The organism is Pseudomonas viciae, from assembly GCF_004786035.1.
Classification (GTDB): domain Bacteria; phylum Pseudomonadota; class Gammaproteobacteria; order Pseudomonadales; family Pseudomonadaceae; genus Aquipseudomonas; species Aquipseudomonas viciae.
This window is the reverse complement of sequence record NZ_CP035088.1, coordinates 725,086-749,600: the sequence shown is the minus strand read 5'-3', so window position 1 is coordinate 749,600 and position 24,515 is coordinate 725,086. Positions and strand designations below refer to the sequence as shown.

Genomic DNA, 24,515 nt, shown 5'->3' with positions numbered 1-24,515 from the left:
CGATGCAGGCTGATCCACCGCTATCGCGAGCAAGCTCGCTCCCACAATGGATCTGCGGTGAGGCTGAGTTTTTTGGCAGCCATAAAAAACCCGGCCTTGGCCGGGTTTGTGGTTCAACCGATCACTGCATCCAGGGCGGAGGCGGTTCTTCGGTTTTGCCGGGTGGGGCATCGTCGGCGGCGCGAACGGCTTGCCGACGTTCCTCGTCCAGGCGGGCGGCCTCGATCTCGCGCATGATCCCGCCAACGTCCGCCAATTCTTCCGGCTCGTCGAATTCGCCAGTCAGCACACTGGCCGGGTGCAAGGTTCCGGCTTCATACAGCGCCCACATCTCCTTCGCGTACTTGGTGCGCCTGAGCTCCGGCGCAAACCGACCGAAGTAGGAGGCCATGTTGCCCACGTCCCGTTCCAGCATGCTGAAGGCATGGTTGTTACCCGCGGCATCCACGGCTTGCGGCAGATCGATGATCACCGGGCCTGTCGGCGTGAGCAGTACGTTGAACTCCGACAGGTCACCGTGCACCAGGCCGGTACACAGCATCAGCACGATCTGGGAAATCAGGAACGCATGGTATTCACGGGCCTGGTCCGGCTCCAGCACCACATCGTTCAGACGCGGCGCCGCATCGCCGTACTCGTCGGCCACCAGCTCCATCAGCAGCACGCCTTCAAGGAAGTCGTACGGCTTGGGCACGCGCACACCGGCGCTTGCCAAGCGGAACAGCGCCGCCACTTCGGCGTTCTGCCAGGCGTCCTCGGTTTCCTTGCGACCAAACTTGGAGCCTTTGGCCATGGCACGAGCCTGGCGGCTGTTGCGGACCTTGCGGCCTTCCTGATATTCGGCCGCCTGACGAAAACTTCGCTTATTCGCCTCCTTGTAGACCTTGGCGCAACGTAGCTCGTTGCCGCAGCGCACCACATAAACAGCTGCTTCTTTACCACTCATGAGTGGGCGCAGCACCTCGTCGACCAGACCGTCCTCGATCAGGGGTTCAATGCGTTTTGGAGTCTTCATCAGCTTTTATTGTGGGTCCTTTATTACCAAACACGCGAATGACAGTCGTTATACGGCAATCCTTGCTCCACGGGGAGGGGTTGCCGACCTATGAACCTGTGATGCACACAATGTGCCGGATCAGATCGACCGAGCCGAATCATAGCCGAGACCGGGCGTGACACTGACAACTGAATGCACAGGTATTTGCGACAAGAGCTGACAGTCATGTCGGCTATCCGGGTTCAAGACTTGAACAACTCCCCCGGCGTAAACCCGAACATCCCCTTGAACGCCACGATAAAAGCAGACGTAGAATCATACCCACAGGACAACGCCGCGCTGGTCACGCTATCGCCCTTCTCCAGCGACCCCAGGGACGACAGCAAGCGCACGCGCTGGCGCCAGGCGCGAAAGCTCAGGCCGGTTTCACGCTGGAACAGGCGCATCAGGGTTTTTTCCGATGTGCCAAGGCGTTCGGCCCAGGCTTGCAAGGTGACGTTCTGCTCGGGCCGTTCGATCAGTTCGTTGCACAGCCCCAGCAGGCGAGGATGTCGAGGCAGCGGCAGGGAAAAACCCACTTCCGGCAGGGTTGCCAACTGGTCGAGCAACACCTGCACCAAGCGCTCCTCCCGGCTATCGCCCTGTGGATAATCAGCCGGCATCTGACAAAAAACCTTGATCAACTCCCGAGCCAGCGGCGTGACCTCCAACACCCGGCAGCGCTCATCGGCCCATGGGCAGGCTTGGCGATGGACATACAGGCTGCGCATTTCCGCCCGGGTGGAGGTCACGACATGATGCTCCAGGTCAGCCGGGATCCAGATGCCCCGCTGTGGCGGTGCGAAGAAGCTGCCCTCGGCGGTGTGCACGCCGAGAACGCCACTGATAGCGTAGGAAAACTGCACCCAATCATGCCGATGAGCTTGCGTCCAGGAGCCGGCGCTCAAGCTTTCAACACGGGCATACAGCGGCCTCGGCAATTCCGTCAGGTCGGGAATGCGCCGTTCGAGCTGCTGGTGTCCGTTAGTCGGCATTGATTGGCCTTATGTCGCAAGACGACTGGTGGGGACGACGTTAGGCTAAGTCGACTTTTCTTACAACTTGCGGTGCCCTATGCATATCTTCAGACACCTCAAACGCATGGTGACCGACTGGTTCCTCTGCGGCATGTTGCTCGCCACACTGCTGGCGTATTTCTTTCCAACCTTTGGCGCCAGCGGCGGCGCCATGCACGCCGAGTGGGTGGTCAATATCGGCATCTTCGTGGTGTTCTTCCTGCACGGGGTCAACCTGTCCGGCGAGCAGATCCGCCACGGCCTGAAAAACACCCGGCTGCACCTGATGGTGCAGGGGTTTACCTTTGGCGTGTTTCCGTTGCTCTGGCTGCTCAGCAACTGGCTATTGGGCAGTCATGTGCCGTCGTTGCTGATGCTGGGGTTCTTTTACCTGTGCGCCCTGCCCTCGACCATTTCCTCCTCGGTGGCCCTGACCGGCAGCGCCGGCGGCAATGTGCCGGCAGCGATTCTCAACGCGAGCCTGTCGAGTGTACTGGGGGTGGTCCTGACGCCGTTGCTGGTCAGTTTCGTGGTCGGCAGCGGTGCCGGCGGCATTGACTTGGGTTCGACCTTGCTCGACCTGTGCATGATGTTGCTGCTGCCGCTGGTGCTGGGACAGTTCCTGCGGCGTTGGCTGGCGGGCTTTTTCGGTCGGTACAAACGCTACACCAGCGTCATCGACAAATTGGTGATCCTGCTACTGGTCTACGCGGCGTTCTGCAATTCGATGGTGTCGGGGATCTGGCAACAGCAAGGCCACGGCGTGTTGCTCAGCGCGGTGATCGGCAGCGCCGTGCTGCTGGCAATCATTTTGTGGATGACCACCCGCACCGCCCGGGCCCTGCGGTTCAGCAACACCGATGAAATCGCGGCGGTGTTCTGTGCCAGCAAGAAGTCCCTGGCCGCCGGGGTGCCGATGGCGGCGTTGATTTTCGGCAACAACCCCGGCCTGGGATTGATCCTGTTGCCGATCATGATCTACCACCCGTTGCAGCTGATCGTTTGCTCGATCCTCGCCGAGCGCTACGCCAGCCAGCAGCGGGCACTGGCGTCTCAACAGGACGGCGCGATCCTCACCGCTCGATAATCGCCGTCACACCCTGGCCGGCGGCGGCGCAAATGGAGATGAGCCCCCGGCCTCGCCCCGCCGCATCCAGCAACTTGGCGAGGTTGGCGACAATTCGTCCGCCCGTGGCGGCAAACGGGTGCCCGGCGGCCAGGGAACTGCCCTTCACGTTCAAGCGGCTGCGGTCTATGGTGCCCAGCGGCGCGTCGAGGCCCAGGCGGGTCTTGCAGTAATCCGCGTCCTCCCAAGCCTTCAACGTGCACAGCACTTGGGCGGCAAACGCCTCGTGGATCTCGTAGTAATCGAAGTCCTGCAAGGTCAGGCCGTTACGCGCCAGCAGTCGCGGCACGGCGTAGACCGGCGCCATCAGCAGCCCTTCGGCGCCATTGACGAAATCCACCGCCGCCGTTTCGCCGTCCCGCAAGTACGCCAGGATCGGCAGGCCACGGGCCTTGGCCCATTCTTCGCTACCCAGCAACACCAACGAGGCGCCATCGGTCAGTGGCGTGGAATTGCCCGCCGTCATCGTGCCCTTGGCGCTTTTTTCGAAGGCGGGTTTGAGGGAGGCGAGTTTTTCCAGGGTCAGGTCCGGGCGCAGGTTGTTGTCCCGGGTCAGGCCGAGAAATGGCGTCATCAAATCGTTATGCCAACCTTCGGCGTAGGACGCGGCCATTTTCTGATGACTGTCCAACGCCAATCGATCCTGCTCTTCACGGGGAATCTGCCAGGTCTGCGCCATCATTTCACAGTGCTGACCCATGTTCAGGCCGGTGCGCGGCTCGTTGATACGCGGCAGGTCAGGAACGAGGTGCTGGGGGCGCAGTTGCAGGAAGGTCTTGATCTTGTCGGCGGTGGTCTTGGCGCGATTGGCTTGCAGCAGAATCCTGCGCAGCCCCTCATTGACCGCAATCGGCGCGTCCGAAGTGGTGTCTACCCCGCCAGCAATGCCGCTGTCGATCTGGCCCAGGGCGATCTTGTTGGCCACCAGCAGCACTGTCTCCAACCCGGTGCCGCAGGCCTGTTGTACATCATAGGCCGGCGTCATGGGTGACAACCGCGAACCGAGCACACATTCGCGGGTCATGTTCATGTCCCGGGAGTGCTTGAGCACCGCACCGGCGGCAACCTCGCCGATGTGCAGGCCATGCAGGTTGTAGCGCTCGATCAGCCCCTCGAGGGCAGCGGTCAGCATCGCCTGGTTGCTGGCGGTGGCATAGGGCCCGTTGGAGCGGGCGAAGGGAATGCGGTTACCACCGATAATCGCGACGCGGCGTAGCTGTGTCATGAAAAACTCCCTGTGCAGGTACGAATGCGCTAATAGTCCTGCACAAGCTTAGGCTTTATCTCGCCAATCGAACGACTGATTGCCAATCATGGTCCACACTTTCAACCTCATCAGCCGGAGTGTGTTCCATGTCAGACCGTTATATCGACTTCGCCAATTCGCCCATTGGCCTGCGTCTGGTCGGGGCCCTCGGCCTGCCATCACCGGTGCGTCTGGAGCGCTGGCAAGCCGGGCGGCTGCGGCCGATCGAGGGGGCGCTGTTGCTGGGCGGCGGGCCGTTGACCGAACAAGTCGGCACATTCGCCAAGCGCCTGACCGATGCCATTTTCGTCTACGGCGCCGAGCCGACCCTGGCCAGCGAGTGGATCCCCGGCCACGGCCCGAAAATCAAGGCAGTGGTGTATGACGCCAGCCATCTGGTGCAGGCTGATCAGCTCAAACAGTTGCGGGCGTTTTTCCAGCCACTGATGAAAAATCTCGACCGCAGCGCCCATGTCGTTATCCTCGGTCGTGCCCCGGAAAGCCTTGGCGATCCGTTCGCCGCCAGTGCCCAGCGGGCGCTGGAGGGTTTCAGCCGCTCCCTGGCCAAAGAACTGCGCCACGGCGGGACGCTGCAACTGCTGTATGTCGGCGACGGTGCCGAAACGCAGCTGGAAGGCGCGCTGCGGTTTTTCCTGTCGCCCAAAAGTGCCTTCGTTTCCGGGCAGGTCATTCGCCTCAACGCCTGCGGCACCCAGGTCCAGGATTGGACCCGACCGCTCACCGGGCTCAAGGCCCTGGTCACCGGCGCAGCCCGGGGGATCGGCGCATCCATCGCCGAAACCCTGGCCCGGGACGGCGCCGACGTGATTCTGCTGGACGTTCCCCAGGCCAAGGCCGACCTCGACGCCCTGGCGGCACGCTTGAGCGGGCGCAGCGTCACGCTGGATATCTGCGCCGAGGACGCCGCCGCACAATTGATCGAGCACCTGCCGGACGGCGTCGACATCGTGGTGCACAACGCCGGTATCACCCGGGACAAGACCCTCGCCAACATGACCCCGGAGTTCTGGGACGCCGTGCTGGCGGTCAACCTCAACGCCCCGCAAGTGCTGACCAAGGCCCTGCTCGACAGCGGCACCCTGCGGGACAATGGCCGCGTAGTGTTGCTCGCGTCCATCAGTGGCATCGCCGGCAATCGCGGGCAAACCAACTACGCCGCAAGCAAGGCCGGGCTGATCGGACTGGCCCAGGCCTGGGCGCCGGCGTTGCAGGCGCGCGGCATCAGCATCAACGCCGTGGCACCGGGCTTCATTGAAACGCGCATGACCGCCGAGATCCCCTTCGCCCTGCGCGAAGCCGGGCGGCGCATGAGTTCCCTGGGCCAGGGTGGCCTGCCCCAGGACGTCGCCGAAGCCGTGGCGTGGCTGGCGCAGCCGGGAACAGGCGCGGTGACCGGGCAGGCGTTGCGGGTCTGTGGGCAAAGCCTTTTGGGAGCATGACCATGACGATCCAATGGCATGAGGTAAGTGGCGCGCCGAGTATGTCCGGGCTGTATGCGAAAGCCGCGACACGGCGCAAAGTCACCGGAAAAACGTTGCCCGAGGAAGGATTGCGCCAAATGGTGCAGGTCAATCAGCAACGCCTGGCGGCCTATCGCAAGGTCTGTGGTTTTGCCGAAAACGGGCTGTTGCCGCCGACCTATCCCCACGTCCTGGCGTTCGCCCTGCAAATGCAATTGCTCACTGCCCGGGACTTTCCGTTTCCACTGCTGGGGCTGATCCACTTGAGCAACCGCATCCGTGTGCTACGGCCCATGGGCGGCGTCAGCCAGGTAAGGGCCAGCGTCAATGTCGAAAATCTGCAAGCCCATCCCAAAGGCGCGGTGTTCGACTTGGTGACCCGCCTCGATGATCAACTGGGACCGTTGTGGGAAGCCACGAGCCAAATGCTCTGCAAAGGCGTGCAGTTGGATGGCGCGCTGGTGGAAGACTCGCCGCAGAAAAGCCTGCTGTTGACTGAAGTGGCACGCTGGACGGCACCAGCGGACATCGGTCGGCAGTACGCCAAGGTGTCCGGCGATTACAACCCGATCCACCTGAGCGGCCTCAGCGCCCGACTGTTCGGCTTCCCCACCGCCATCGCCCACGGCCTATGGAACAAAGCCAGGACCCTGGCGGCGCTGGACGACCACCTGCCCGATGCCAACATCGAGATCGAAGTGACCTTCAAGAAACCCGTGCGCCTGCCCAGTGAGGTGACGCTGCTGGCGAGTGCGGCAGGGTCCAGTGGGGATTTGCGATTGGTCGGGGCTGGGGAGTTGGAGCATATGGTAGGCGAGTGGCGGCCGGTTGGCTGAGATGGGCGCTGCTGCGACAGTTTTTATCGGGTACATACGGGATGAACAGGTCGGCCGCAAAGCCGCCTTCGCGAGCAAGCTCGCTCCCACATGGGTTCCTTGGTGATCATAGAAATTGCATCCACCACCAATCCCTGTGGGAGCGGGCTTGCTCGCGAAAGCGGTGGGTTGGCTTGCTTCGATGCTGGATCTGCCTACCGCGGAGGGTAGTTGGCCAGAATCCGCCCCACGGTCTCACGCACCGCCATGTCGCGATCAGTCGGGTTGGGCGAGTTGCTGAGCATTCGTTCATCACTGCCGCGCCACACCAGCTTGCCGTCCTTGCCGTCGAGCAGGTCGATCTGCACGGTGGCGACTTTGTAGCTGATGTTGCGGGTTTCGTTGTACATCGGCCCACCCCAATAGCCATTCCAGGGGCTGCCCCAACCGCCGCCGTAGTTGGTGGTCACTTGCTGTTGGCGATCCTCGACGATCAGGTAGGCCTGGACCAGCACATCGCCTCGCCCGCCAGCCGCAGCCGGGCGTAGGCCGCGTTGGTCGAGTTGATCGGCCACGGCTTGGCGAATCCGCTGCTCCGTCAGGTCGCTCTTGATCCGCGGATCATCGGGCCGATATTGCAGCGCCGGTTCCTTCCAGCTCCAGCTGCGATAGGCGGCAAAATCACGACTGGTGTCGAAGTCGTGGTTGACCTGGTTGGTAGCACAGGCGCTGAGCAGTACAGCGAACGCCAGTAGAGCAAGACGGCGAAACATGATTTTTCTCCGTTGCGTAATCAACTTGGAGGATAAGCCGACAGGGCTTTTTCCACCGCTTCGCGAATGGCATCGGTGTGCTCACTCTGATTGCCGCGCTGGCTGGTTTCGGCGCTGGCGCTCCATACCGGCTGACCACTGCGGGCATCGAACAGATCCACACGCACCACCACGACCTGCTCCTGATACGTGCGCACCATCGGCACCGAGTGGTACATGCCATAGCCGGGACCATAGCGGTCATGACGGCTGTAGCCGCCGTAGTAACCGGAATCATAGTCGTCCCGAACCTGGCGCACGCGAGTCTCCAGGCGCAGATCGGCGCTAACGAACAGATCGGCCGGCCGGTTATCGTGTAATGGGCGCAGGCCACGCTGGTCCAGGGCATTGCTCACCGCTTCAGCCACCTGGGCTGAGTCCGCCCAAGCGGTACCCGCTGGCAGACGGCCGTTGAGCCAGGCCCAACTGCGATAGCGCCCGTAATCACGGGGCGGCGCCGGGTAGGCACTGCGGTCGAACACCGTGGCTGCCTCGGGCGGTGCCGGCGGCAGCGGGTTAGATGTGGCGACATACGGGTTGCTGCCCTGGCAGGCCGCCAGCCCCAGGCACAGCACCAACAACCCTGAACGACCTTTCATTTAGCGCTCCGATTGCTCTTTCAGATCAGAGGGGACGGCAGATCCAGTGCAGATAACGTCCCAACCCGGCAAACGCCGGATGGCGACGATGGGCCAGCTCCATTTCCAGCAACTGCGCAAGCTCGACGCGGCCCTGGAACTCCACCGGCATGTAGTCATGGAAAACCCGCACGCCACTCTGGGTTTCGACCTGCCACAAGCCTTCAAGTTGCGCCGCCAATTCACGCGGATCAAGGGGTTGTTGTGGCGTCAGGCTCTGTTTTTCACCGGCCATGTCGTTCTTGCGCAATTTGCGGAAATGCCCCTTGAGCAGATTGCGATAGACCAGCGCGTCGCGGTTGTAGAACGCCAGGGACAGCCAACCACCCGGGACCGTGAGTTGATGCAGCACCGGCAGGATCGCGTGGGGCTCGGCCAGCCACTCCAGCACCGCATGACACAACACCAGGTCGTAAGGCGCAGTGAGCTGACCGAGCAATTCCTGCCACGGCGCCTGGATGAACGTGGCGCTCTGGCCAGCATCGGCAAACCGTTGGCGGGCGCCTTCGAGCATCGGCTCGGCCGGCTCGGCCAGGGTCACCTGATGGCCGCGCTCGGCCAACCACAACGACATGTGGCCCAGGCCGGCGCCGATATCCAGCACCCGCAACGGGCGATCCGGCAAGGTCTCAAGCAGATCGGCCTGCAGCACCGCCAGACGGATCGCGCCCTTGGCCCCGCCGTAGATTTTTTCCGCAAAGCGCGTGGCGAGTTGATCGAAATGACGGTCGCTCATTGGCCGAACCGCCGCTCGCTGTCGGCCAGTTTGCTGCGTACCACCGCGTCCATGTCCAACCCCAGTTCACTGCACAGCAGCAATAGGTACAACACGATGTCGCCGACTTCCTGCCCGGCGTGGGCCAGTTTGTCCGCGGGCAGCTGGCGCGACTGGTCCTCGGTCAGCCACTGGAAAATCTCCACCAGCTCGGCCATTTCCACGCTGGCGGCCATGGCGAGGTTTTTCGGGCTGTGGAATGGCCGCCAATCGTTACGGTCACGAATGGCGTGCAGGCGTTCGGTCAGTTCAACAAGGTTCATCGGGCTCTCCTGAATGCGCATAGCTTCGGGGGGATGACCGGGGAAGGCAAGAGTCTCGGTACGAAGCGGCGGTTTGCCCCATAATCGAACGATTGCGGCCCGCGCAGCTCCTACAATCAGAAGCCAAAGGCTCAACGTCCCCCCTCTCATCAGGATGCATACATGCAGGTAGAAAGCTTTTTCGAATGGCTCGGCCAGGCGCTCGGTTCGGTGATCCGTTTCATCGTCGACCTGCTCAGCGGCCTGTTCAACACCCTGGCCAATGCCGGCGGCAACTTCGTCGATGGCCTGGCCCGCACCCTGGGCATGGACACCTCGATCATCAGCATCCTGGCACTGATCCTCGGGTTGATGCTGCTGTACTCGGCGATCCGCGCGTTCATGCGGGCGTCGATCGTCATGGGGATTATTTGGTTGGTGCTGGGGTTGTGGGTGTTGAGTTGGATTATTCACTAGGGCCGAGAGCGCTGTGTGGGAGCAAAGCTTGCTCGCGAGACAGACGCCTCGGCTCCCTGGAAGACCGCGTCATCTTCATCGCGGGCAAGCCTTGCTCCCACGGAGTTGAGATCCTTCCCACGCTCCGCGTCCTAAAGCCGAACGCAGAGCGTCCTTAGAGGTATTCCCACGCAGGAGCGTGGGAACGATCAGTATCCGCCCTGGAACCCGCTACAATCGCGCTCCATCAAGGAGCCCCCATGTCCAACCTGATCACCGATTGGCGCGACAACCTCACCCATCGACGGGTCTGGGCGTTGGCTGCGCCGATGATTCTCTCGAACATTTCCGTGCCGCTGGTGGCGTTGGTGGACAGCACCGTCATCGGCCATTTGCCCCATGCCCACCAGTTGGGCGCGGTGGCGGTCGGGGCGAGTTTGTATACGGTGTTGGCGTGGGCCATGGGGTTCCTGCGCATGGGCTCCACCGGGTTCGCCGCCCAGGCTGCCGGACGCGGGGACGGGGCCGCGTTGCGCCAGGTGTTACTGCAAGGCCTGTTGCTGGCGATGGGGTTGTCGATAGTGCTCGGGGCGGTCGGTGTGCCGTTGAGTGGCGTGGCCTTGCATTTCATGCAGCCGTCCGCCGAACTCAACCAACTGACCCAAGACTTCTTCCATACCCGGCTCTTCGGCCTGCCGGCGGCGCTGGCCAGTTATGCGCTGGTGGGCTGGTTCCTCGGTGCCCAGAATGCCCGGGCACCGTTGGCGATCTTGCTCGTGACCAACTTGGTGAACATTGCCCTGAACCTGTGGTTCGTGATTGGTCTGGACTGGGGTGTGACCGGATCGGCCCGGGCGTCGGTCGTCGCCGAGTGGACCGGGGCGCTGGTCGGCCTGGCCCTGGCTCACAAAACGCTGCGGGCCTGGCCGGGGCGGATTGCCTGGGCGGCGTTGGGGCTGTGGCAAAACTGGCGCCCGCTGCTGGCGGTAAACCGGGACATTTTCATTCGCAGTCTGGCGTTGCAAGCGGTGTTTTTCCTGATCACGGTGCAAGGCGCGCGCCTGGGGGATGCCACCGTGGCAGCCAATGCCCTGCTGCTCAACGGCCTGCTGCTGACCGCCCATGCCTTGGACGGCCTGGCCCACGCTGTCGAAGCACTGTGCGGCCACGCCATTGGCGCCCGCGACCGCCTGGCCCTGCGCCGCTCGCTGGTGGTGGCCTGTGGCTGGTCACTGATTGCCAGCGTCGGTTTTGCCCTGCTGTTTCTGCTCGCCGGCCACCTGTTCATCGATATGCAGACCAACATCCCCGACGTGCGCGACACCGCCTATCGCTACTTGCCCTACCTGGCCGCGCTGCCACTGATTGCAGTCTGGAGCTATCTGCTTGACGGCCTGTTCATCGGCGCCACCCGCGCTCGGGAAATGCGCAACGGCATGCTGCTGACCCTGTTACTGGTGGTGCCGTTCGCCTGGGCGCTGCAAGGGTTGGGCAACCACGGGTTATGGATCACCTTCCTGTTGTTCATGGCATTGCGCAGCCTGACCCTCGGTGCTATCGCCTGGCACTTGCAGCGGCGTGACGAATGGCTCGCTGCTCACGCCCAATAACGTTTCAATCCGGACTGTCCCGCCACAACCGTCGCAGATGATCGAGCCGCTCGCGTTGCGAACCGCCCGGCAGCCCCGACACTGGCTGGGCGTCGGGGTATTGCAGGCGCAGCCACAGCCAGTCGTCGAGCACCGGCCGTTCGGTGAAGCCCAGCGTCAAGCCCTGCTGCAAGTCTCCCCAGAGCAGGCGGTAATCCCGCCCCGTGGAGCAAGACCATTGCCAGGCATGACGCTCCAGCAGGCATTGCTGCAACTGACGCTGCTGCCGGTCACTGAGGCTGTGCTCGTTCTCCAGCGCCTGCACCGGTAAACCGGGATTGGACAATTGCTGCCAGCCCTGGCTGCCGATCGCCCGGTCGGCCCAGGTGCCGCCGAACCAGCGCAGCCACCCGATGGGCCCCAACCAGCAACTGAGCTCCCGCGGGTCGCAACCGTCGAAAAAGTAGCTGGCGGTGTGCGGGTTGTAGTAGTTCAACAAGGCTTTGTGATGCAGGCCCAGGGTCACCGTGAGCATACGCCGCAGATGCGCCAGCAATGGCGCGACTGGCGATGCGCTTACCAACAGCAGCCCCGGCCAGGCACCGGCATCCAGATGACACAGACCGGCCAGCGCCGGTGATTGCCGTAAATCCACCAGCAGCGGACCGTGTTCCCTCAGCCCATGCAACTCGGTGCCTTCGAACAAGGCAAAGCGTCGAGCCCCGGCAAACTGTTCTTGCAGAAGTCGTGCAGCCCCGGGAGCGCCCGGTACGTCGAGCAATAGCCATTGAGGCGAAGCTCCAGGCATGGCGGCAGCGTTCATGGAGCCGCGCCCGCGCCGCGCCGCGTCAGCATACGGCAGGTACATACCGGCTGAGCACAAGGGCTGAAGCTTCCTCCTCCCGGCAACAGGCACAATAACACCAGCGGCTCGGCGCTCTGGATCGCGGCCAACAGGAACGGATCGGCCACAGACTGCACGGGAGGTTCGCTCGACGATGACTCATCCGCTGTCTCTACGGCTGCAGGTACGTCGAGAAACGCACTGATCAACGGCCGATCCGGGTCGCCTTCGATAAAGCTCACCAACACCTCGGTGCCGTCACGGATGACGCCTGGCCCGTCAACGGCCAGCTCGGGCGCCAAGGGCAGCCAGCAATGACTGGGGCTGGCCCCCTCGCCCTGATAAACCCAGTCAAACTGCACCGCCACTCGCCCGGCCATTGGCACCGCTGGCTCATCCACCGTCACCACCCAACCCCGTTGCCGGCTGACCATGCGCGGCTTTGCAGGGATCCCGGTCGCCACGAACGGCGCCCCCCAGGGGATGGCTCGAAAATGGTTGTCATACACGCCGGCCTGAGCGCGATGCTCAATCTTCGTCAACAGCCAGCGCTGGTTCCAACCGTTGAAAGGATGGGCCGCCAACGACAGCGTCCGGCCACAATGCAGGCCCAGCAGATCGCTGCGGCCCTGGGCGACCTGCTCCCCCGATGCATCGGTTTGAACGCTGAAGGCCCTCACCCCGGGCGTCTGCCCATCGCCCGCGTAAACCGCCTCGCCGACAGGGGGAAAACTGCCTGTACTGTCCGCAAATACCAGGCAATGCCTGTCCCGAGCCTGCTCGAAATGGAAGTGGATGCCCGCCTGGGCGCACACCCGCTGGAGAAACTGCAAGTCCGACTCCCGATACTGGGTGCAGAAGTCCTGCAGCGGATAGTCACCGCTCAAATCCAGACACAGGCTGCGGCCACTGATGCCATGGGCCTTGAGCACCTGGCGGATGATCTGCGGCACCGAACGGGCATTGAACACACGCTGACTGAAGCGCTGCGCCAGGCAAGCCAGCTTCGGCCCGATACGCACCTGGCAGCTGGCGTCATGACGCAGTTGTACAAGCTCGTGGAGCTGACCATGAATGCCCCGGCCCGCAGCCCCGAAACTCAACCAGACGCTGCGGTACAACAAGCCCGCCAAGTCCAGGGTCGGATCGTTGATCAACAACTGCGCTTCATAGACAAAGGGTTCGCTGATGGCTTCGCTACCCGTGAAGGCCACGACGACAAAGGGTTCGGGCAGACCGGCTATCTCCAGACGAAATGCTGGCTCGCGGGCTGGATCGGACATCGGCGTTTCTCTACAGGAGGGGCGGCCGGGGATTCTCGCTGAGAGCCATGGCCGAGTAGAGGGCCCAAGTACAAGTTAGGAAAGGGACTACACGAAATAAGGACATCGCCGGTTAGATGAACCGAGTTGCGGAATGAACAGCCGGCACAAATAAAAACGCCCTCCGGGATTGTCCGAAAAAACCCGCAAAATACGGTGTATTTTCTGACAGCCCCGGAGGGCGTTAACGGCCCATCAGGAAGACAGGTAGGACGAACGCGTCAGCCCCAGGCGCAACGCATCCAGGAACTGGGTGCGTTCGGCGGCGCTGATGCGGGCACTGGCGCACTTGTCGCGGTAGTGCGTCATCAACTCCTCCGGCGACAGGTGCACATAACGCAGCATGTCTTCGATGGTGTCGTGGGTTTCGATACCGGCGTGGTAAACGCTGCCATCGGCGTTCTGGTAGATGTTCACCGAATCGGTGTCACCGAACAGGTTGTGCATGTCGCCAAGAATTTCCTGATAGGCGCCCACCAGGAAGATCCCCAGCAGGTAGTCCTCACCCGGATTGAGGGAGTGGACCGGCAGGCTGGTCTCGATGCTCTGCTCGTCGACGTACTGCTTGATCTTGCCGTCGGAGTCACAGGTCAGGTCTTGCAGCACGGCGCGGCGCAGCGGCTCTTCGTCAAGACGATGCAACGGCAGGATCGGCAGCACCTGGCCGATGGCCCAGGTGTCCGGCAGGCTCTGGAACACCGAGAAGTTGCAGATGTACTTGTCGGCGAGCTTGTCGTTGAGTTCATCCAGCACCTGGCGATGGGAACGCTGGCGAGCTTTCAACGAGTTGTGCAGGCGACGGCACACGGCGAAGTAGCATTGCTCGGCCAGGGCTTTTTCAGCCAGGGTCAGCTTGCCGTCGGCGTACTGGGTGGCCACGTCGCTCATGTAGTGGGTGGCGCGCCAGTAGGTCTCGGTGACCATCTCGATGTCGGTCGGGCCCAGCAGGTCAACCAGCCACTGCACGGTTTCCGGCAGGCTTTCCTTGTTTTCGATCACCGGCACGTCATCGTTGTGTTTCTCGACGTCGGTCACCTGCACCACCAGCATGGCGTGGTGGGCGGTCAGCGAGCGGCCGCTTTCGGAGAAGATGTGCGGATGCGGCAAACTCTGGGCATCGCAGAACTCCTTGAGCATGCCGACCACGACACCGGCGTAATCGTCCATGTCGTAGTTGATCGAGCTGGCATTGCGCGAGTGGGTACCGTCGTAGTCCACGCCCAGGCCACCGCCGACATCGATGTGATCCACCGGCAGGCCGAGGTTGCGCAGCTCACCGTAGTAACGGATCGCTTCCTTGAAACCGTGCTGGTAGTCCGCCAGGTTGGCGATCTGCGAACCCATGTGGAAGTGCAGCAGGCGGATACCCTGGTCCAGGCCGGCGGCGCGGAAGCGCTCTACCACCGACAGCAGTTGTGCGGCAGACAAGCCGAACTTGGACTTCTCGCCACCGGTGTCGGCCCACTTGCTCGACGCCAGGGACGACAGGCGCACCCGCAGGCCAACCTGTGGCTTGACCTTGAGCACGGCGGCCTCTTCGATCACCAGGCCGACTTCGGACTCTTTCTCGATGACGATGAAGACGTTGTGACCCAGCTTCTGGCCCATCAGCGCCAGGCGGATGAACTCACGGTCCTTGTAGCCGTTGCAGACGATGGTGCCACCCTTCGGTGCCAGGGCCAGCACCGCCAGCAACTCCGGCTTGGAGCCGGCTTCCAGGCCGATGGAGACGTTCTGGGTGGCGATGATGTTTTCGATCACCGCTTCCTGCTGGTTGACCTTGATCGGATAGAGCGCGGTGTACTGGCTCTGGTATTCCAGGCGCGCGATGTTGCTGTCAAACGCGCCGGTGAGCTGGCGCACACGGTCCTGCAGGATGTCGGGAAAGCGCACCAGCAAGGGCAGCGACAGGCCGCTCTGGCGCAGCTGGTCGACTTGCTCGAACAGGTCGATGGGCGAGCTGTCGGGGCCGTTGGGACGGACTTCGACGCGACCGGCGTCATTGATCGCGAAATACCCGGCCCCCCAATGGCGAATCCCGTAAACACTGCGGCTGTCCGCAACTGTCCATTGGCTGCCATCGTCTTTGCGTGTGCGTCGTACGGACATCGAAGTCCCCTATAAAGAAGTCAAAATGCACCATCCGGTCGGAGGCTGGCGCAGTCTAAAGAGTGAAAATGACGAATTGTCTGTCAGCAAGGTAGACCCTGCTCGCAGCGCTGAGTTTAGAAGCCCGTTCAGAACAGGCTCTGTGAAAACCATGTAGGCGACGCCGAACGTTGGGTTCGGATCAAGCCGAGGGTGGTTTTCACAGAGGCTGCTAGCCGCCGGATTTTTTCGCCTTGAAACCGTGCTTGGTCAGTTCCGCCAGCAACAGCTCGACGTGATCGCCCTGGATCTCGATGATGCCGTCTTTCAACGCGCCACCGGTGCCACAGCGTTTCTTCAACGTGGTGGCCAGTTCCTTGAGCGCGTCTTCGGCCAACGGCACGCCGGTGATCGTGGTCACCGTCTTGCCGCCGCGGCCTTTGCTTTCACGGCGCACGCGAGCGATGCCATCACCTTCAGGGATGGCGGTCTGTTTGCAGATGCAGGCATCCACCGGTTGACGGCAATCAGGGCAGTGACGACCGGCGTCGGTAGAAAATACCAGGCCGCCCAGGGCGGCGAAGGATGCGGCTTTTTTGGCCACCGGCAATCCTCTTGGGAGGACAAAGACTGGTCGAGGGGGAGAACGTACCTCGGCCGCGAAGCCCCACTCAGGCAGGGGCAGCGCTACTGGACCGCAGAGGCGATTCAGCTTGAAAAGTCGCGCAGTGTAACGGCAAAAAGCCGACTTGCTAAGGGCCAATCGGCGCCAATTTATAGCTTCTTTGCGACGCCATCGCCATGGACGCGCAAATAACGTTCCAGCGCCGCCAGCGAGTCCGGGCAGTAAGGCTTGCGCTGGATTTCATCGAGCACTTGGTCGACGGCCAGGAAACGCGCCTCGAGAACTTCCTCAGGTTGCAGGATCAGCGGACCGTCCCACACGGCCGAGAACGCCGAGCACCACAGGCGGCTGCCGGTGTCTTCGAAATAGAAATGGTCATGGGCCGTCAGCTCCACGCCGCTCACGCCCAGCTCCTCCGCCAGCTCACGGGCGGCCGACTCGGCGTAAGTCTCGTGCGCCTGGACCATGCCTCCTGCCGCCACGTCCCAGAAACCCGGGTAGATCGCCTTGCTCAAAGTCCGCCGGTGAACGCACAGCTCACCGGCCGAGTTGAACAGCAGGATGTAGGTGCCGCGGCCGATCAGGCCGCGCTCACGCAGATCGGAACGCACCAGGCTGCCGAGCGGGTTGTCGTGTTCGTCGACCCAAGCGATCAGCTCGGCATCCGAGGCCGCCCGATGAGCGACCTCCCGGCTGCTTTCGTCCATGGAATCAGCCCTGGTTCAGCAATTGCCGCAAGTCGATCACCGCCGCGTTGGCGCGGGAGATGTAGTTGGCCATCACCAGCGAGTGGTTCGCCAATACACCGAAGCCGCTGCCGTTGAGAATCATCGGGCTCCAGACCGGCTCCTGGGAGGCTTCCAGCTCACGAATGATCTGCCGCACGCTGACCGTTGCATTCTTTTTCGCCAGCACATCGGCGAAATCCACTTCGATGGCGCGCAGCAAGTGCGACAGCGCCCAGGCCTGGCCGCGGGCCTCATAGAACACGTTATCGATTTGCAGCCACGGGGTTTCGACCACCTCTTCATCTACCTGCGGCACTTGGCCCGGAATCGGGACTTCGGTTTTCAGCGAGGTATTGAGCTTGACCCGGCCGACACTGGCCGACAGGCGTTGGGACAGCGATCCCAGGCGAGTGCCGACATCACCCAGCCAGTTGTTCAGGTTGTCGGCGCGGGCGTAGAACAAGGCATTTTTCTGGGTCGGGTCGGACAGCCGGGCCTGATAGCGGCTCAGGGAATTGATACCCTCCTGGTATTCCGACTCGCTGGAGGGCAACACCCAGCTGCGGTTATCGAAGTTGAAACGCGGCTCGGCCTTGGCCAGGTCGGCGTCTTCGGCGGACTGGGACTGGGAACGGGCGAAGTCCTTGCGCAAGGCGCGGCTCAGGTCGCGAACCTGCACCAGCACGCCGTATTCCCAGCTCGGCATGTTGTCCATCCACAGGCCTGGCGGGAAGCGGTCGTTGGAAATGTAGCCGCCGGGCTTGTTCAGCAGAGTCCCGGCCACGGTCTTGAGGGTTTCGACGGTGGTGTAGCCCACCACCATTTGCCGGCCGTCCTTCTCGGCCGCCGCCTGGGCATTTTGCTGCACCGGGAACAGGGCGGGTTCCTGGCTCCAGTACCAGCCGACGGCAATGGTCACCAGCAGGTACAGGCCGATCAGCGTGGCCAGTGCCCGGCTGAAAAACAGCCCACCCAGGTAGCCGCGGGTAGCCGATTTCGGTTCGGCGGCACGTTCAGGCGCGCTGCCCGCGCGGTTTTTCCAGTCCAGCATGGCGATGTCCCTTCAAATCACTTGAGTTCACGGTTCGACCACAACCCTACGCCATCGTGCCTGATTTGAAACGCGATAATGCGGCGCAAATCATGCCGGCCACGACAGGGCAATCGATCTGCCACTATAAAGGAAGCGCCGTCATCGGCCTATGAGACTGATGGGTCATAAACTGAATTTCGCCCCTAGACATAATATTGACGTATGACACTCATGACGGGGAGAAAGAGGTGCTAGCATAGAGCCACCAGTCGATCTCAGCATGCACCCTAACTAGTAGTCAGGATATGACCGAGCCAGAAGACCCCAGCCGTGAGCGCCTCAAGCACCACTTTGCCCAGCGGGTAATTCATCAGGCTCGTCAGATCCTGGAGATCTGGCAGCGCCTGCAACGCAGTGAATGGTCCAGCACCGACCTGTCGGAACTCAGCGAAGCCAATCTGCGCCTGCTGCGTTTTGCCGAGCGTTTCGAACAGCCGGAACACTCCCAGCTTGCCGAAGGCATCAGCCAGTCACTGCAAGCAGTGGACGCCAATCGCGGGCGCCTGAGCAGCCACCTGATCACCGAAATCAACCGCTTGATGCAGCGCCTGTCCCGCACCGGCCTGCGCCACGGCGACCAGCTCGAACAAACCTTTCTGCCGCCGCTGCGCAAACCCATCTACGTAATGCTGCAGGACCATGACCGCGCTGAACGGCTGGCCAAGCAGCTGGAATTCTTTGGCCTCAGCGCCCTGGCCCTGGACAGCGTCGCAGCGTTTCGCACCTCGATGGTCGAGCGCCTGCCCGCGGCCATTGTCATGGACGTGGACTTCAGCGGCCCAGGCATCGGCCTGAAACTGGCCGCCGAAGCCCAGGAAGGCCTGGAGCAGCCGCTGCCGTTGCTGTTCTTCAGCCTGCTGGAAACCGACACCCCGACACGCCTGGCGGCCGTGCGCGCTGGCGGCCAGGAATTTCTCACCGGCACCCTCGAAGCCTCAAGCCTGCTGGAAAAAATCGAAGTGCTGACCTGCGTCGCCCAGTACGAACCCTACAAAGTGCTGATCATCGACGACTCCCGCGCCCAGGCCCTGCACACCGAACGCCTGCTCAACAGCGCCGGCATCGTCACCCGCACGTTGATCGAGCCGATCCAGGCCATGGCCGAGCTGGCGGACTTCCAGCCCGACCTGATCATCCTCGACATGTACATGCCCGCCTGCACCGGCACGGAACTGGCGAAGGTCATTCGCCACAACGACCGTTACGTCAGTGTGCCGATCATTTACCTGTCCGCCGAAGACGACCTGGACAAACAGCTCGACGCCATGAGCGAAGGCGGCGATGACTTCCTGACCAAACCGATCAAGCCCCGACACCTGATCACCACCGTGCGCAACCGTGCGGCGCGGGCCCGTAATCTCAAGGCACGGATGGTACGCGACAGCCTCACCGGGCTGTACAACCACACTCATATCCTGCAATTGCTCGAAGATTGCAGCTTCCGGGCTCGTCGCGAAGGCAAGCCCCTGAGCTTTGCGATGCTGGACATCGACCATTTCAAACGGGTCAATGACAGCCACGGCCACCCCATGGGCGACCGGGTGATCAAGAGTCTGGCGCTGTTTCTCAAGCAGCGTCTGCGCAAGACCGACTTCATCGGCCGCTACGGCGGTGAAGAGTTCGCCATCGTCATGCCCGATACCGATATCGATGCCGCCTGCAAGGTGCTCGATGAAATCCGCCAACGCTTTGCCGAAATCCATTATCCGGCTCAGCCCCAAGACTTGTGGTGCACCTTCAGCGCCGGCGTGGTGGAGATGAGCGACGACTCCGACAGCCTGATGATGGCCAGCCAGGCGGACGAAGCGCTGTACCGCGCCAAGCACGCAGGACGCAACCGCGTGCAGAGCGCCCGGCAATCAAAGCAAAGTGCCACCTTTTCATCAGAATCCACTGACTCGGTCATAAACCTGTAACGCAAACGCAATAACTTCAGGCACTTACGATTCTGCCCCTGGTAGACCTTTGATGCGCCTGAAGCTGCTGACCAATCTCAACACCCTCCTTTTAGTCGCCGTGTGCCTTGGCTTGGGCGCCACGCTGTGGTGGTCGCAAATCGCCCTGGAGCGCCCCTATCTTCTGATGGAACGTTACCTGGGCCTGTCGCGGCAGTTCCAGGGCGAGGTGGCGCGCAATATCGGGGCGTACCTGGACAGCGGCGACGCCTTGCGCCTGAGCGCTGCCACCCAGGCTTTGGAGACCCTGCAAAAAGACCTGGATCAATTCCCGCCGGAACTGGCCAAGACCCTGCGCCCGAGCCTGTCGAACCTTGACGGCTTCAGCAAGACCGATCTGCTGGCCGCCGGCAAACTGGCGGGCGATCCGCAGGCCTTGCTGCTTCAGGCTGAACGTGAACTGAGCGCCAGTCTCGACCAGCTCGCCCAATATGCCAATGCTGCCCCCGCTTACTTGCCCCCGCTGTTCGCCGCATCACAACACCTGGGCCGGTTGTCCCTGGCCCGGGACAAACTGGTCAGCAGCGGTCGCAGCGAACTGGCCGCCGACGTCGAACGGGAGCTGGCGAGCATCCGCGCGCAGGCCGAACGCCTCGATAGTCTGCCGCTACTGGGCGTGACAGCCAGCAGCGAATCCGGCAGTGATGATTTCGCCGCGCTGATGGGCCTGGAGGCCCAGGAAAAAGCCGCTGCCGAAGATGCCGGCATCGCCCTCAAGCGCGAACTCAATAGCCTGCTCAGCCGCTACCCCGCCGAACTGGGACGCACCCGCGAGCTGATCCAGAAGCGCAGTGAACTGAGCAGCGCCACCCACTTGAAAATCGCCGATGTACAACAGGCAATCGATGCCATGGAGCCTGCGGTTCGTGCTCAACATGGGCAGATTCAAGGAGAGGTTCGCGTGATCCAGGGCGTGATGATCGGCCTGATCCTGCTGATCGCGCTGCTGATCGACACCTTGCAGCGGCGCCTGGCCCGGACCTTGACGCAACTGGCACCGGCCCTGTCGACCTGGGCCGAAGGGGATTTCAGCCGCGACATCCATGTGGGCGCCAGCAATCGCGAGTTGCAGGACATCGAAGCGTCGCTCAATCGGCTGCGGGCTTATCTGGTGGACCTGGTGGGCACCATTCGCGTCAACGCCGAGCAGGTCGCCGGCAGCAGCCGAACCCTGGCCGAGTTAAGCGGCGAGCTGCACAGCGGTGCCGAGCACCAGGCCGGCGACACGGCGTTGATCCGCGACTCCCTCAGCGAACTGGAAGCGACCATCCAGCAAGTCGCCGGCGATGCCAGCCAGGCCGCCGACGCCAGCCGCAGCGCCGGACATGCCGTGGAGCAAGGCCAGAAGGTCATTGGCCTGAGCCTCACCGGTCTGCACGCGCTGGTGGGGGAAGTGCAAGGCAACGCGCAGATGATCGAACAACTGGCGGAGGAATCCGCCACCATCGGCGGCGTGCTGACCGTGATTCGTTCGATTGCCGACCAAACCAACCTGCTGGCCCTCAACGCCGCTATCGAAGCCGCTCGCGCCGGAGAAATGGGCCGCGGCTTTGCCGTGGTGGCCGAGGAAGTCCGCTCCCTGGCCCAACGCACCGCCGGGGCCACGGCCGAAATCCAAACGCTGATCGCCCGCCTGCAACTGGCCGCACGCCAATCGGTGGATGGCATGCGCGCCCAGGTCGAACACGCCGAAGCCACCGCCAGCCAGGCACAAGCTGCCGACGGTGCGCTGGATAAAATCGTCGGGGCCATCCAGACCATTTCCGACACCGCAGTTCGCATCGCCGATGTCACCGCCCAACAAAGCGGTGCCGTCAGCGAAATCCGTGATCACAGCGAGCGGATTCACCAACTGGGTGGGGATAACCTGCTACGCATCGGCCAAGGCCGGGAACAGGGCGACAACCTGCTGGTGCTGGGTGGGCGGCTGCACACGGCGGTGCAGGCGTTCAGGGTTTAAGCACCACAGATCCATGGTGGGAGCGGGCTTGCTCGCGAAAGCGGTGGGTCAGTTTGCATCGGTGTTGGATGTACCGCCGCCTTCGCGAGCAAGCCCGCTCCCACAGGGTTCGATTTCAAACCGTATGACCGGATCAGAGACCTCGGTCACAAATTTCGCGCAAACATCGGTCATCGTGCTGGCTATTGCAGAGAACTGGACAGTCACAAAGACTTTGCGGCATAGTCGCCGGGTTCTGACACCTGCTCACAGATAACAAGGAACAGCAGATGGCGACCCTATTGGTCCTGCACGGACCCAACCTGAACCTGCTGGGCACCCGCGAACCGGGCGTCTACGGGGCCGTGACACTGGCCCAGATCAACCAGGACCTGGAGCAGCGAGCCCGCGCCGCCGGCCATCATTTGCTCTACCTGCAAAGCAACGCCGAATATGAATTGATCGACCGCATCCATGCCGCGCGCGGCGAAGGCGTGGACTTCATTTTGATCAATCCCGCAGCTTTTACGCACACAAGTGTCGCATTACGTGACGCGCTGCTGGCGGTGAGCATCCCATTCATCGAAGTGCATTTGTCCAACGTGCACAAACGCGAACCTTTCCGCCATCACTCTTACTTCTCCGATGTAGCGGTGGGAGTGATCTGCGGCCTTGGCGCCAGCGGTTACCGACTGGCCCTGGAGGCCGCTCTAGAGCAGCTTGAAAAACAGGCAACAGCTTGAACAACAAGCGTTAAACGCCCCTGACCGACCCTTGGGAGTTGATGATTCATGGATATCCGTAAAGTTAAGAAACTAATCGAATTGCTGGAAGAGTCCGGCATCGACGAGCTCGAGATCAAGGAAGGCGAAGAGTCCGTACGCATCAGCCGCCACAGCAAGACCCCGGCCCAGCAGTTCTATGCACCGGCACCGATGCACGCACCGGCCGCCGCCCCTGCTCCGGCAGCAGCGCCCGTTGCCGCCGCCGCTCCGGCAGCTCCGGCAGCACCAGCGCTCAACGGCACCGTGGCTCGCTCGCCAATGGTGGGCACGTTCTATCGCAAGTCCTCGCCGTCCTCGCCGTCCTTCGTTGAAGTCGGCCAGACCGTGAAGAAAGGCGACACCCTGTGCATCGTCGAAGCCATGAAGATGATGAACCACATCGAAGCTGAAACCAGCGGTGTGATCGAATCCATCCTCGTTGAAGACGGCCAGCCGGTTGAGTACGACCAACCGCTGTTCACCATCGTTTGAACCGCGGAGAGCTTTCGATGTTGAAACCTGCGAAGTTGGAAAAAGTACTGATCGCCAACCGCGGTGAAATTGCCCTGCGGATCCTGCGTGCCTGCAAAGAGATGGGCATCAAGACCGTCGCCGTTTACTCCAAGGCTGACAAGGAACTGATGCACCTGGGCCTGGCCGACGAATCCGTCTGCATCGGTCCGGCGTCGGCTGCGCACTCCTACCTGCACATCCCGGCGATCATCGCCGCTGCCGAAGTGACCGGCGCCACCGCCATTCACCCGGGCTACGGTTTCCTGGCGGAAAACGCCGACTTCGCCGAACAGGTCGAAAACTCCGGTTTTGCCTTCATTGGCCCGAAAGCCGACACCATCCGCCTGATGGGCGACAAGGTGTCGGCCAAGCACGCCATGATCGCTGCCGGTGTGCCTACCGTTCCGGGTTCCGACGGCCCGCTGCCTGAAGACGAAGAAACCGCCCTGCGCATCGGTCGCGAAGTCGGTTATCCGGTGATCATCAAGGCCGCTGGCGGCGGCGGTGGTCGCGGCATGCGTGTGGTGCACAAGGAAGAAGACCTGATTTCCTCGGCGAAACTGACCCGCTCCGAAGCTGGCGCGGCGTTCGGCAACCCGATGGTCTACCTGGAAAAATTCCTGACCAACCCACGCCACGTCGAAGTCCAGGTGCTGTCCGACGGCCAGGGCCAGGCCATCCATCTGGGTGACCGCGATTGCTCGCTGCAACGTCGTCACCAGAAGGTCCTCGAAGAAGCGCCGGCACCGGGCATCGACGAGCAGGCTCGCGAAGAAGTCCTGGCACGCTGCGTCAAGGCCTGCATCGACATCGGCTACCGCGGCGCCGGTACCTTCGAGTTCCTGTACGAGAACGGTCGTTTCTACTTCATCGAAATGAACACCCGAGTTCAGGTGGAGCACCCGGTTTCGGAAATGGTCACCGGTATCGACATCGTCAAGGAGATGCTCAGCATCGCCGCTGGCAACAAGCTGTCGTTCACCCAGGACGATGTGGTTATCCGCGGTCACTCGCTGGAATGCCGGATCAACGCCGAAGACCCGAAAACCTTCATGCCAAGCCCAGGCACGGTCAAGCATTTCCATGCCCCGGGCGGCAATGGCGTACGTGTCGACTCGCACCTGTACAGCGGCTATGCGGTTCCGCCGAACTACGATTCGTTGATCGGCAAGCTGATCACCTACGGGGCGACCCGCGAAGAAGCCATGGCGCGCATGCGCAATGCGCTGGACGAAATCGTCGTGGACGGGATCAAGACCAACATCCCGCTGCACCGCGACCTGGTCCGTGACGAAGGCTTCTGCAAAGGCGGCGTCAACATCCATTACCTGGAACACAAGCTGGGCAACCAGCACTGATGTTTCAAGTGATGTAAAAGAGACCCCGGTCATTGGCCGGGGTCTTTTTTTGCC

Annotated in this window: 23 protein-coding genes; 10 read left to right on the top strand and 13 right to left on the bottom strand. The window is 62.3% G+C overall.

What is annotated here, in order from left to right; translation table 11 throughout:
- Positions 1–121: 121 nt before the first annotated feature.
- Both EPZ47_RS03310 and EPZ47_RS03305 read right to left on the bottom strand, forming a co-directional pair.
- The gene (locus EPZ47_RS03310; RefSeq protein WP_135843518.1) at positions 122–1,015 is read right to left on the bottom strand and encodes a PA4780 family RIO1-like protein kinase; all 894 of its coding nucleotides are present in this window, start codon (positions 1,013–1,015) and stop codon (positions 122–124) included.
- Between the two features lie 224 nt (positions 1,016–1,239).
- Complete coding sequence (locus EPZ47_RS03305) at positions 1,240–2,031, bottom strand: AraC family transcriptional regulator (protein ID WP_135843517.1); 792 nt, start codon at positions 2,029–2,031, stop codon at positions 1,240–1,242.
- 79 nt (positions 2,032–2,110) lie between these two features.
- On the opposite strand from EPZ47_RS03305, the gene EPZ47_RS03300 reads away from it, so the two are divergent.
- Positions 2,111–3,139, top strand: coding sequence for a bile acid:sodium symporter family protein (locus EPZ47_RS03300; RefSeq protein ID WP_135843516.1), 1,029 nt, complete (start codon positions 2,111–2,113; stop codon positions 3,137–3,139).
- Here EPZ47_RS03300 and EPZ47_RS03295 read toward each other — a convergent pair.
- Complete coding sequence (locus tag EPZ47_RS03295) at positions 3,126–4,403, bottom strand: acetyl-CoA C-acetyltransferase (protein WP_135843515.1); 1,278 nt, start codon at positions 4,401–4,403, stop codon at positions 3,126–3,128. The two genes, EPZ47_RS03300 and EPZ47_RS03295, sit on opposite strands and share 14 nt — an antisense overlap.
- 128 nt (positions 4,404–4,531) lie before the next feature.
- On the opposite strand from EPZ47_RS03295, the gene EPZ47_RS03290 reads away from it, so the two are divergent.
- Entirely contained in the window at positions 4,532–5,884 is a 1,353-nt protein-coding gene (locus EPZ47_RS03290) for a 3-oxoacyl-ACP reductase (protein WP_135843514.1), read from the top strand.
- Between the two features lie 2 nt (positions 5,885–5,886).
- Complete coding sequence (locus tag EPZ47_RS03285) at positions 5,887–6,741, top strand: MaoC family dehydratase (protein WP_135843513.1); 855 nt, start codon at positions 5,887–5,889, stop codon at positions 6,739–6,741.
- 194 nt (positions 6,742–6,935) lie between these two features.
- Here the strand turns inward: EPZ47_RS03285 and EPZ47_RS03280 are convergent, their stop codons facing one another.
- From EPZ47_RS03280 to EPZ47_RS03265, 4 genes are read right to left on the bottom strand one after another with little or no spacing between them, the layout of a single operon-like run.
- Positions 6,936–7,493: a DUF4136 domain-containing protein gene (locus EPZ47_RS03280; RefSeq protein WP_135843512.1), complete on the bottom strand. Its 558-nt coding sequence runs from the start codon at positions 7,491–7,493 to the stop codon at positions 6,936–6,938.
- Positions 7,494–7,513: 20 nt separating this feature from the next.
- The gene (locus EPZ47_RS03275) at positions 7,514–8,131 is read right to left on the bottom strand and encodes a DUF4136 domain-containing protein (RefSeq protein ID WP_135843511.1); all 618 of its coding nucleotides are present in this window, start codon (positions 8,129–8,131) and stop codon (positions 7,514–7,516) included.
- Positions 8,132–8,156: 25 nt separating this feature from the next.
- A complete protein-coding gene (locus tag EPZ47_RS03270) occupies positions 8,157–8,906 on the bottom strand; it encodes a methyltransferase (protein ID WP_135843510.1) in 750 nt (249 codons plus the stop codon).
- Positions 8,903–9,208, bottom strand: coding sequence for a MazG-like family protein (locus EPZ47_RS03265; RefSeq protein WP_024780720.1), 306 nt, complete (start codon positions 9,206–9,208; stop codon positions 8,903–8,905). The genes EPZ47_RS03270 and EPZ47_RS03265 overlap by 4 nt, the downstream gene beginning before the upstream one ends.
- 162 nt (positions 9,209–9,370) lie before the next feature.
- Between EPZ47_RS03265 and EPZ47_RS03260 the strand changes: the two genes are divergently transcribed.
- Together EPZ47_RS03260 and EPZ47_RS03255 are read left to right on the top strand one after the other, a co-directional pair.
- Positions 9,371–9,664 carry a hypothetical protein gene (locus tag EPZ47_RS03260; RefSeq protein ID WP_135843509.1) on the top strand — a complete coding sequence of 98 codons (294 nt, stop codon included), beginning with the start codon at positions 9,371–9,373 and terminating at the stop codon, positions 9,662–9,664.
- Positions 9,665–9,903: 239 nt separating this feature from the next.
- Positions 9,904–11,253 carry an MATE family efflux transporter gene (locus EPZ47_RS03255; protein ID WP_135843508.1) on the top strand — a complete coding sequence of 450 codons (1,350 nt, stop codon included), beginning with the start codon at positions 9,904–9,906 and terminating at the stop codon, positions 11,251–11,253.
- Positions 11,254–11,257: 4 nt separating this feature from the next.
- Here EPZ47_RS03255 and EPZ47_RS03250 read toward each other — a convergent pair whose 3' ends face one another.
- The 6 genes from EPZ47_RS03250 to EPZ47_RS03225 all read right to left on the bottom strand — a co-directional run bounded on the left by EPZ47_RS03250 (position 11,258) and on the right by EPZ47_RS03225 (position 17,890).
- A complete protein-coding gene (locus EPZ47_RS03250; protein WP_135843507.1) occupies positions 11,258–12,055 on the bottom strand; it encodes a DUF4123 domain-containing protein in 798 nt (265 codons plus the stop codon).
- Positions 12,052–13,359 carry a type VI secretion system Vgr family protein gene (locus EPZ47_RS03245; RefSeq protein WP_135843506.1) on the bottom strand — a complete coding sequence of 436 codons (1,308 nt, stop codon included), beginning with the start codon at positions 13,357–13,359 and terminating at the stop codon, positions 12,052–12,054. Before EPZ47_RS03245 ends, EPZ47_RS03250 begins: the two co-directional genes overlap by 4 nt.
- Positions 13,360–13,593: 234 nt before the next feature.
- Positions 13,594–15,507: an arginine decarboxylase gene (speA, locus tag EPZ47_RS03240; RefSeq protein WP_135843505.1), complete on the bottom strand. Its 1,914-nt coding sequence runs from the start codon at positions 15,505–15,507 to the stop codon at positions 13,594–13,596.
- A 211-nt stretch (positions 15,508–15,718) separates the two neighbouring features.
- Positions 15,719–16,090 carry a translation initiation factor Sui1 gene (locus EPZ47_RS03235; protein WP_025211628.1) on the bottom strand — a complete coding sequence of 124 codons (372 nt, stop codon included), beginning with the start codon at positions 16,088–16,090 and terminating at the stop codon, positions 15,719–15,721.
- 170 nt (positions 16,091–16,260) lie between these two features.
- Positions 16,261–16,818 (bottom strand): NUDIX hydrolase, encoded by a 558-nt coding sequence (locus EPZ47_RS03230; RefSeq protein ID WP_135843504.1) that lies wholly within the window; start codon positions 16,816–16,818, stop codon positions 16,261–16,263.
- A 4-nt stretch (positions 16,819–16,822) separates the two neighbouring features.
- Positions 16,823–17,890, bottom strand: a complete 1,068-nt coding sequence (locus tag EPZ47_RS03225; protein WP_135843503.1) for a DUF2333 family protein — start codon at positions 17,888–17,890, stop codon at positions 16,823–16,825.
- Between the two features lie 287 nt (positions 17,891–18,177).
- On the opposite strand from EPZ47_RS03225, the gene gcbA reads away from it, so the two are divergent.
- From gcbA to accC, 5 genes are all read left to right on the top strand, one after another.
- Complete coding sequence (gene gcbA, locus EPZ47_RS03220) at positions 18,178–19,848, top strand: diguanylate cyclase GcbA (protein ID WP_135843502.1); 1,671 nt, start codon at positions 18,178–18,180, stop codon at positions 19,846–19,848.
- Positions 19,849–19,900: 52 nt separating this feature from the next.
- Positions 19,901–21,847, top strand: coding sequence for a methyl-accepting chemotaxis protein (locus tag EPZ47_RS03215; RefSeq protein ID WP_135843501.1), 1,947 nt, complete (start codon positions 19,901–19,903; stop codon positions 21,845–21,847).
- A gap of 269 nt (positions 21,848–22,116) precedes the next feature.
- Entirely contained in the window at positions 22,117–22,569 is a 453-nt protein-coding gene (aroQ, locus tag EPZ47_RS03210; protein ID WP_024781400.1) for a type II 3-dehydroquinate dehydratase, read from the top strand.
- Positions 22,570–22,617: 48 nt separating this feature from the next.
- Positions 22,618–23,082, top strand: coding sequence for an acetyl-CoA carboxylase biotin carboxyl carrier protein (gene accB, locus EPZ47_RS03205; protein WP_003197423.1), 465 nt, complete (start codon positions 22,618–22,620; stop codon positions 23,080–23,082).
- 17 nt (positions 23,083–23,099) lie between these two features.
- Entirely contained in the window at positions 23,100–24,461 is a 1,362-nt protein-coding gene (gene accC, locus EPZ47_RS03200; protein WP_135843500.1) for an acetyl-CoA carboxylase biotin carboxylase subunit, read from the top strand.
- Positions 24,462–24,515 lie beyond the last annotated feature (54 nt).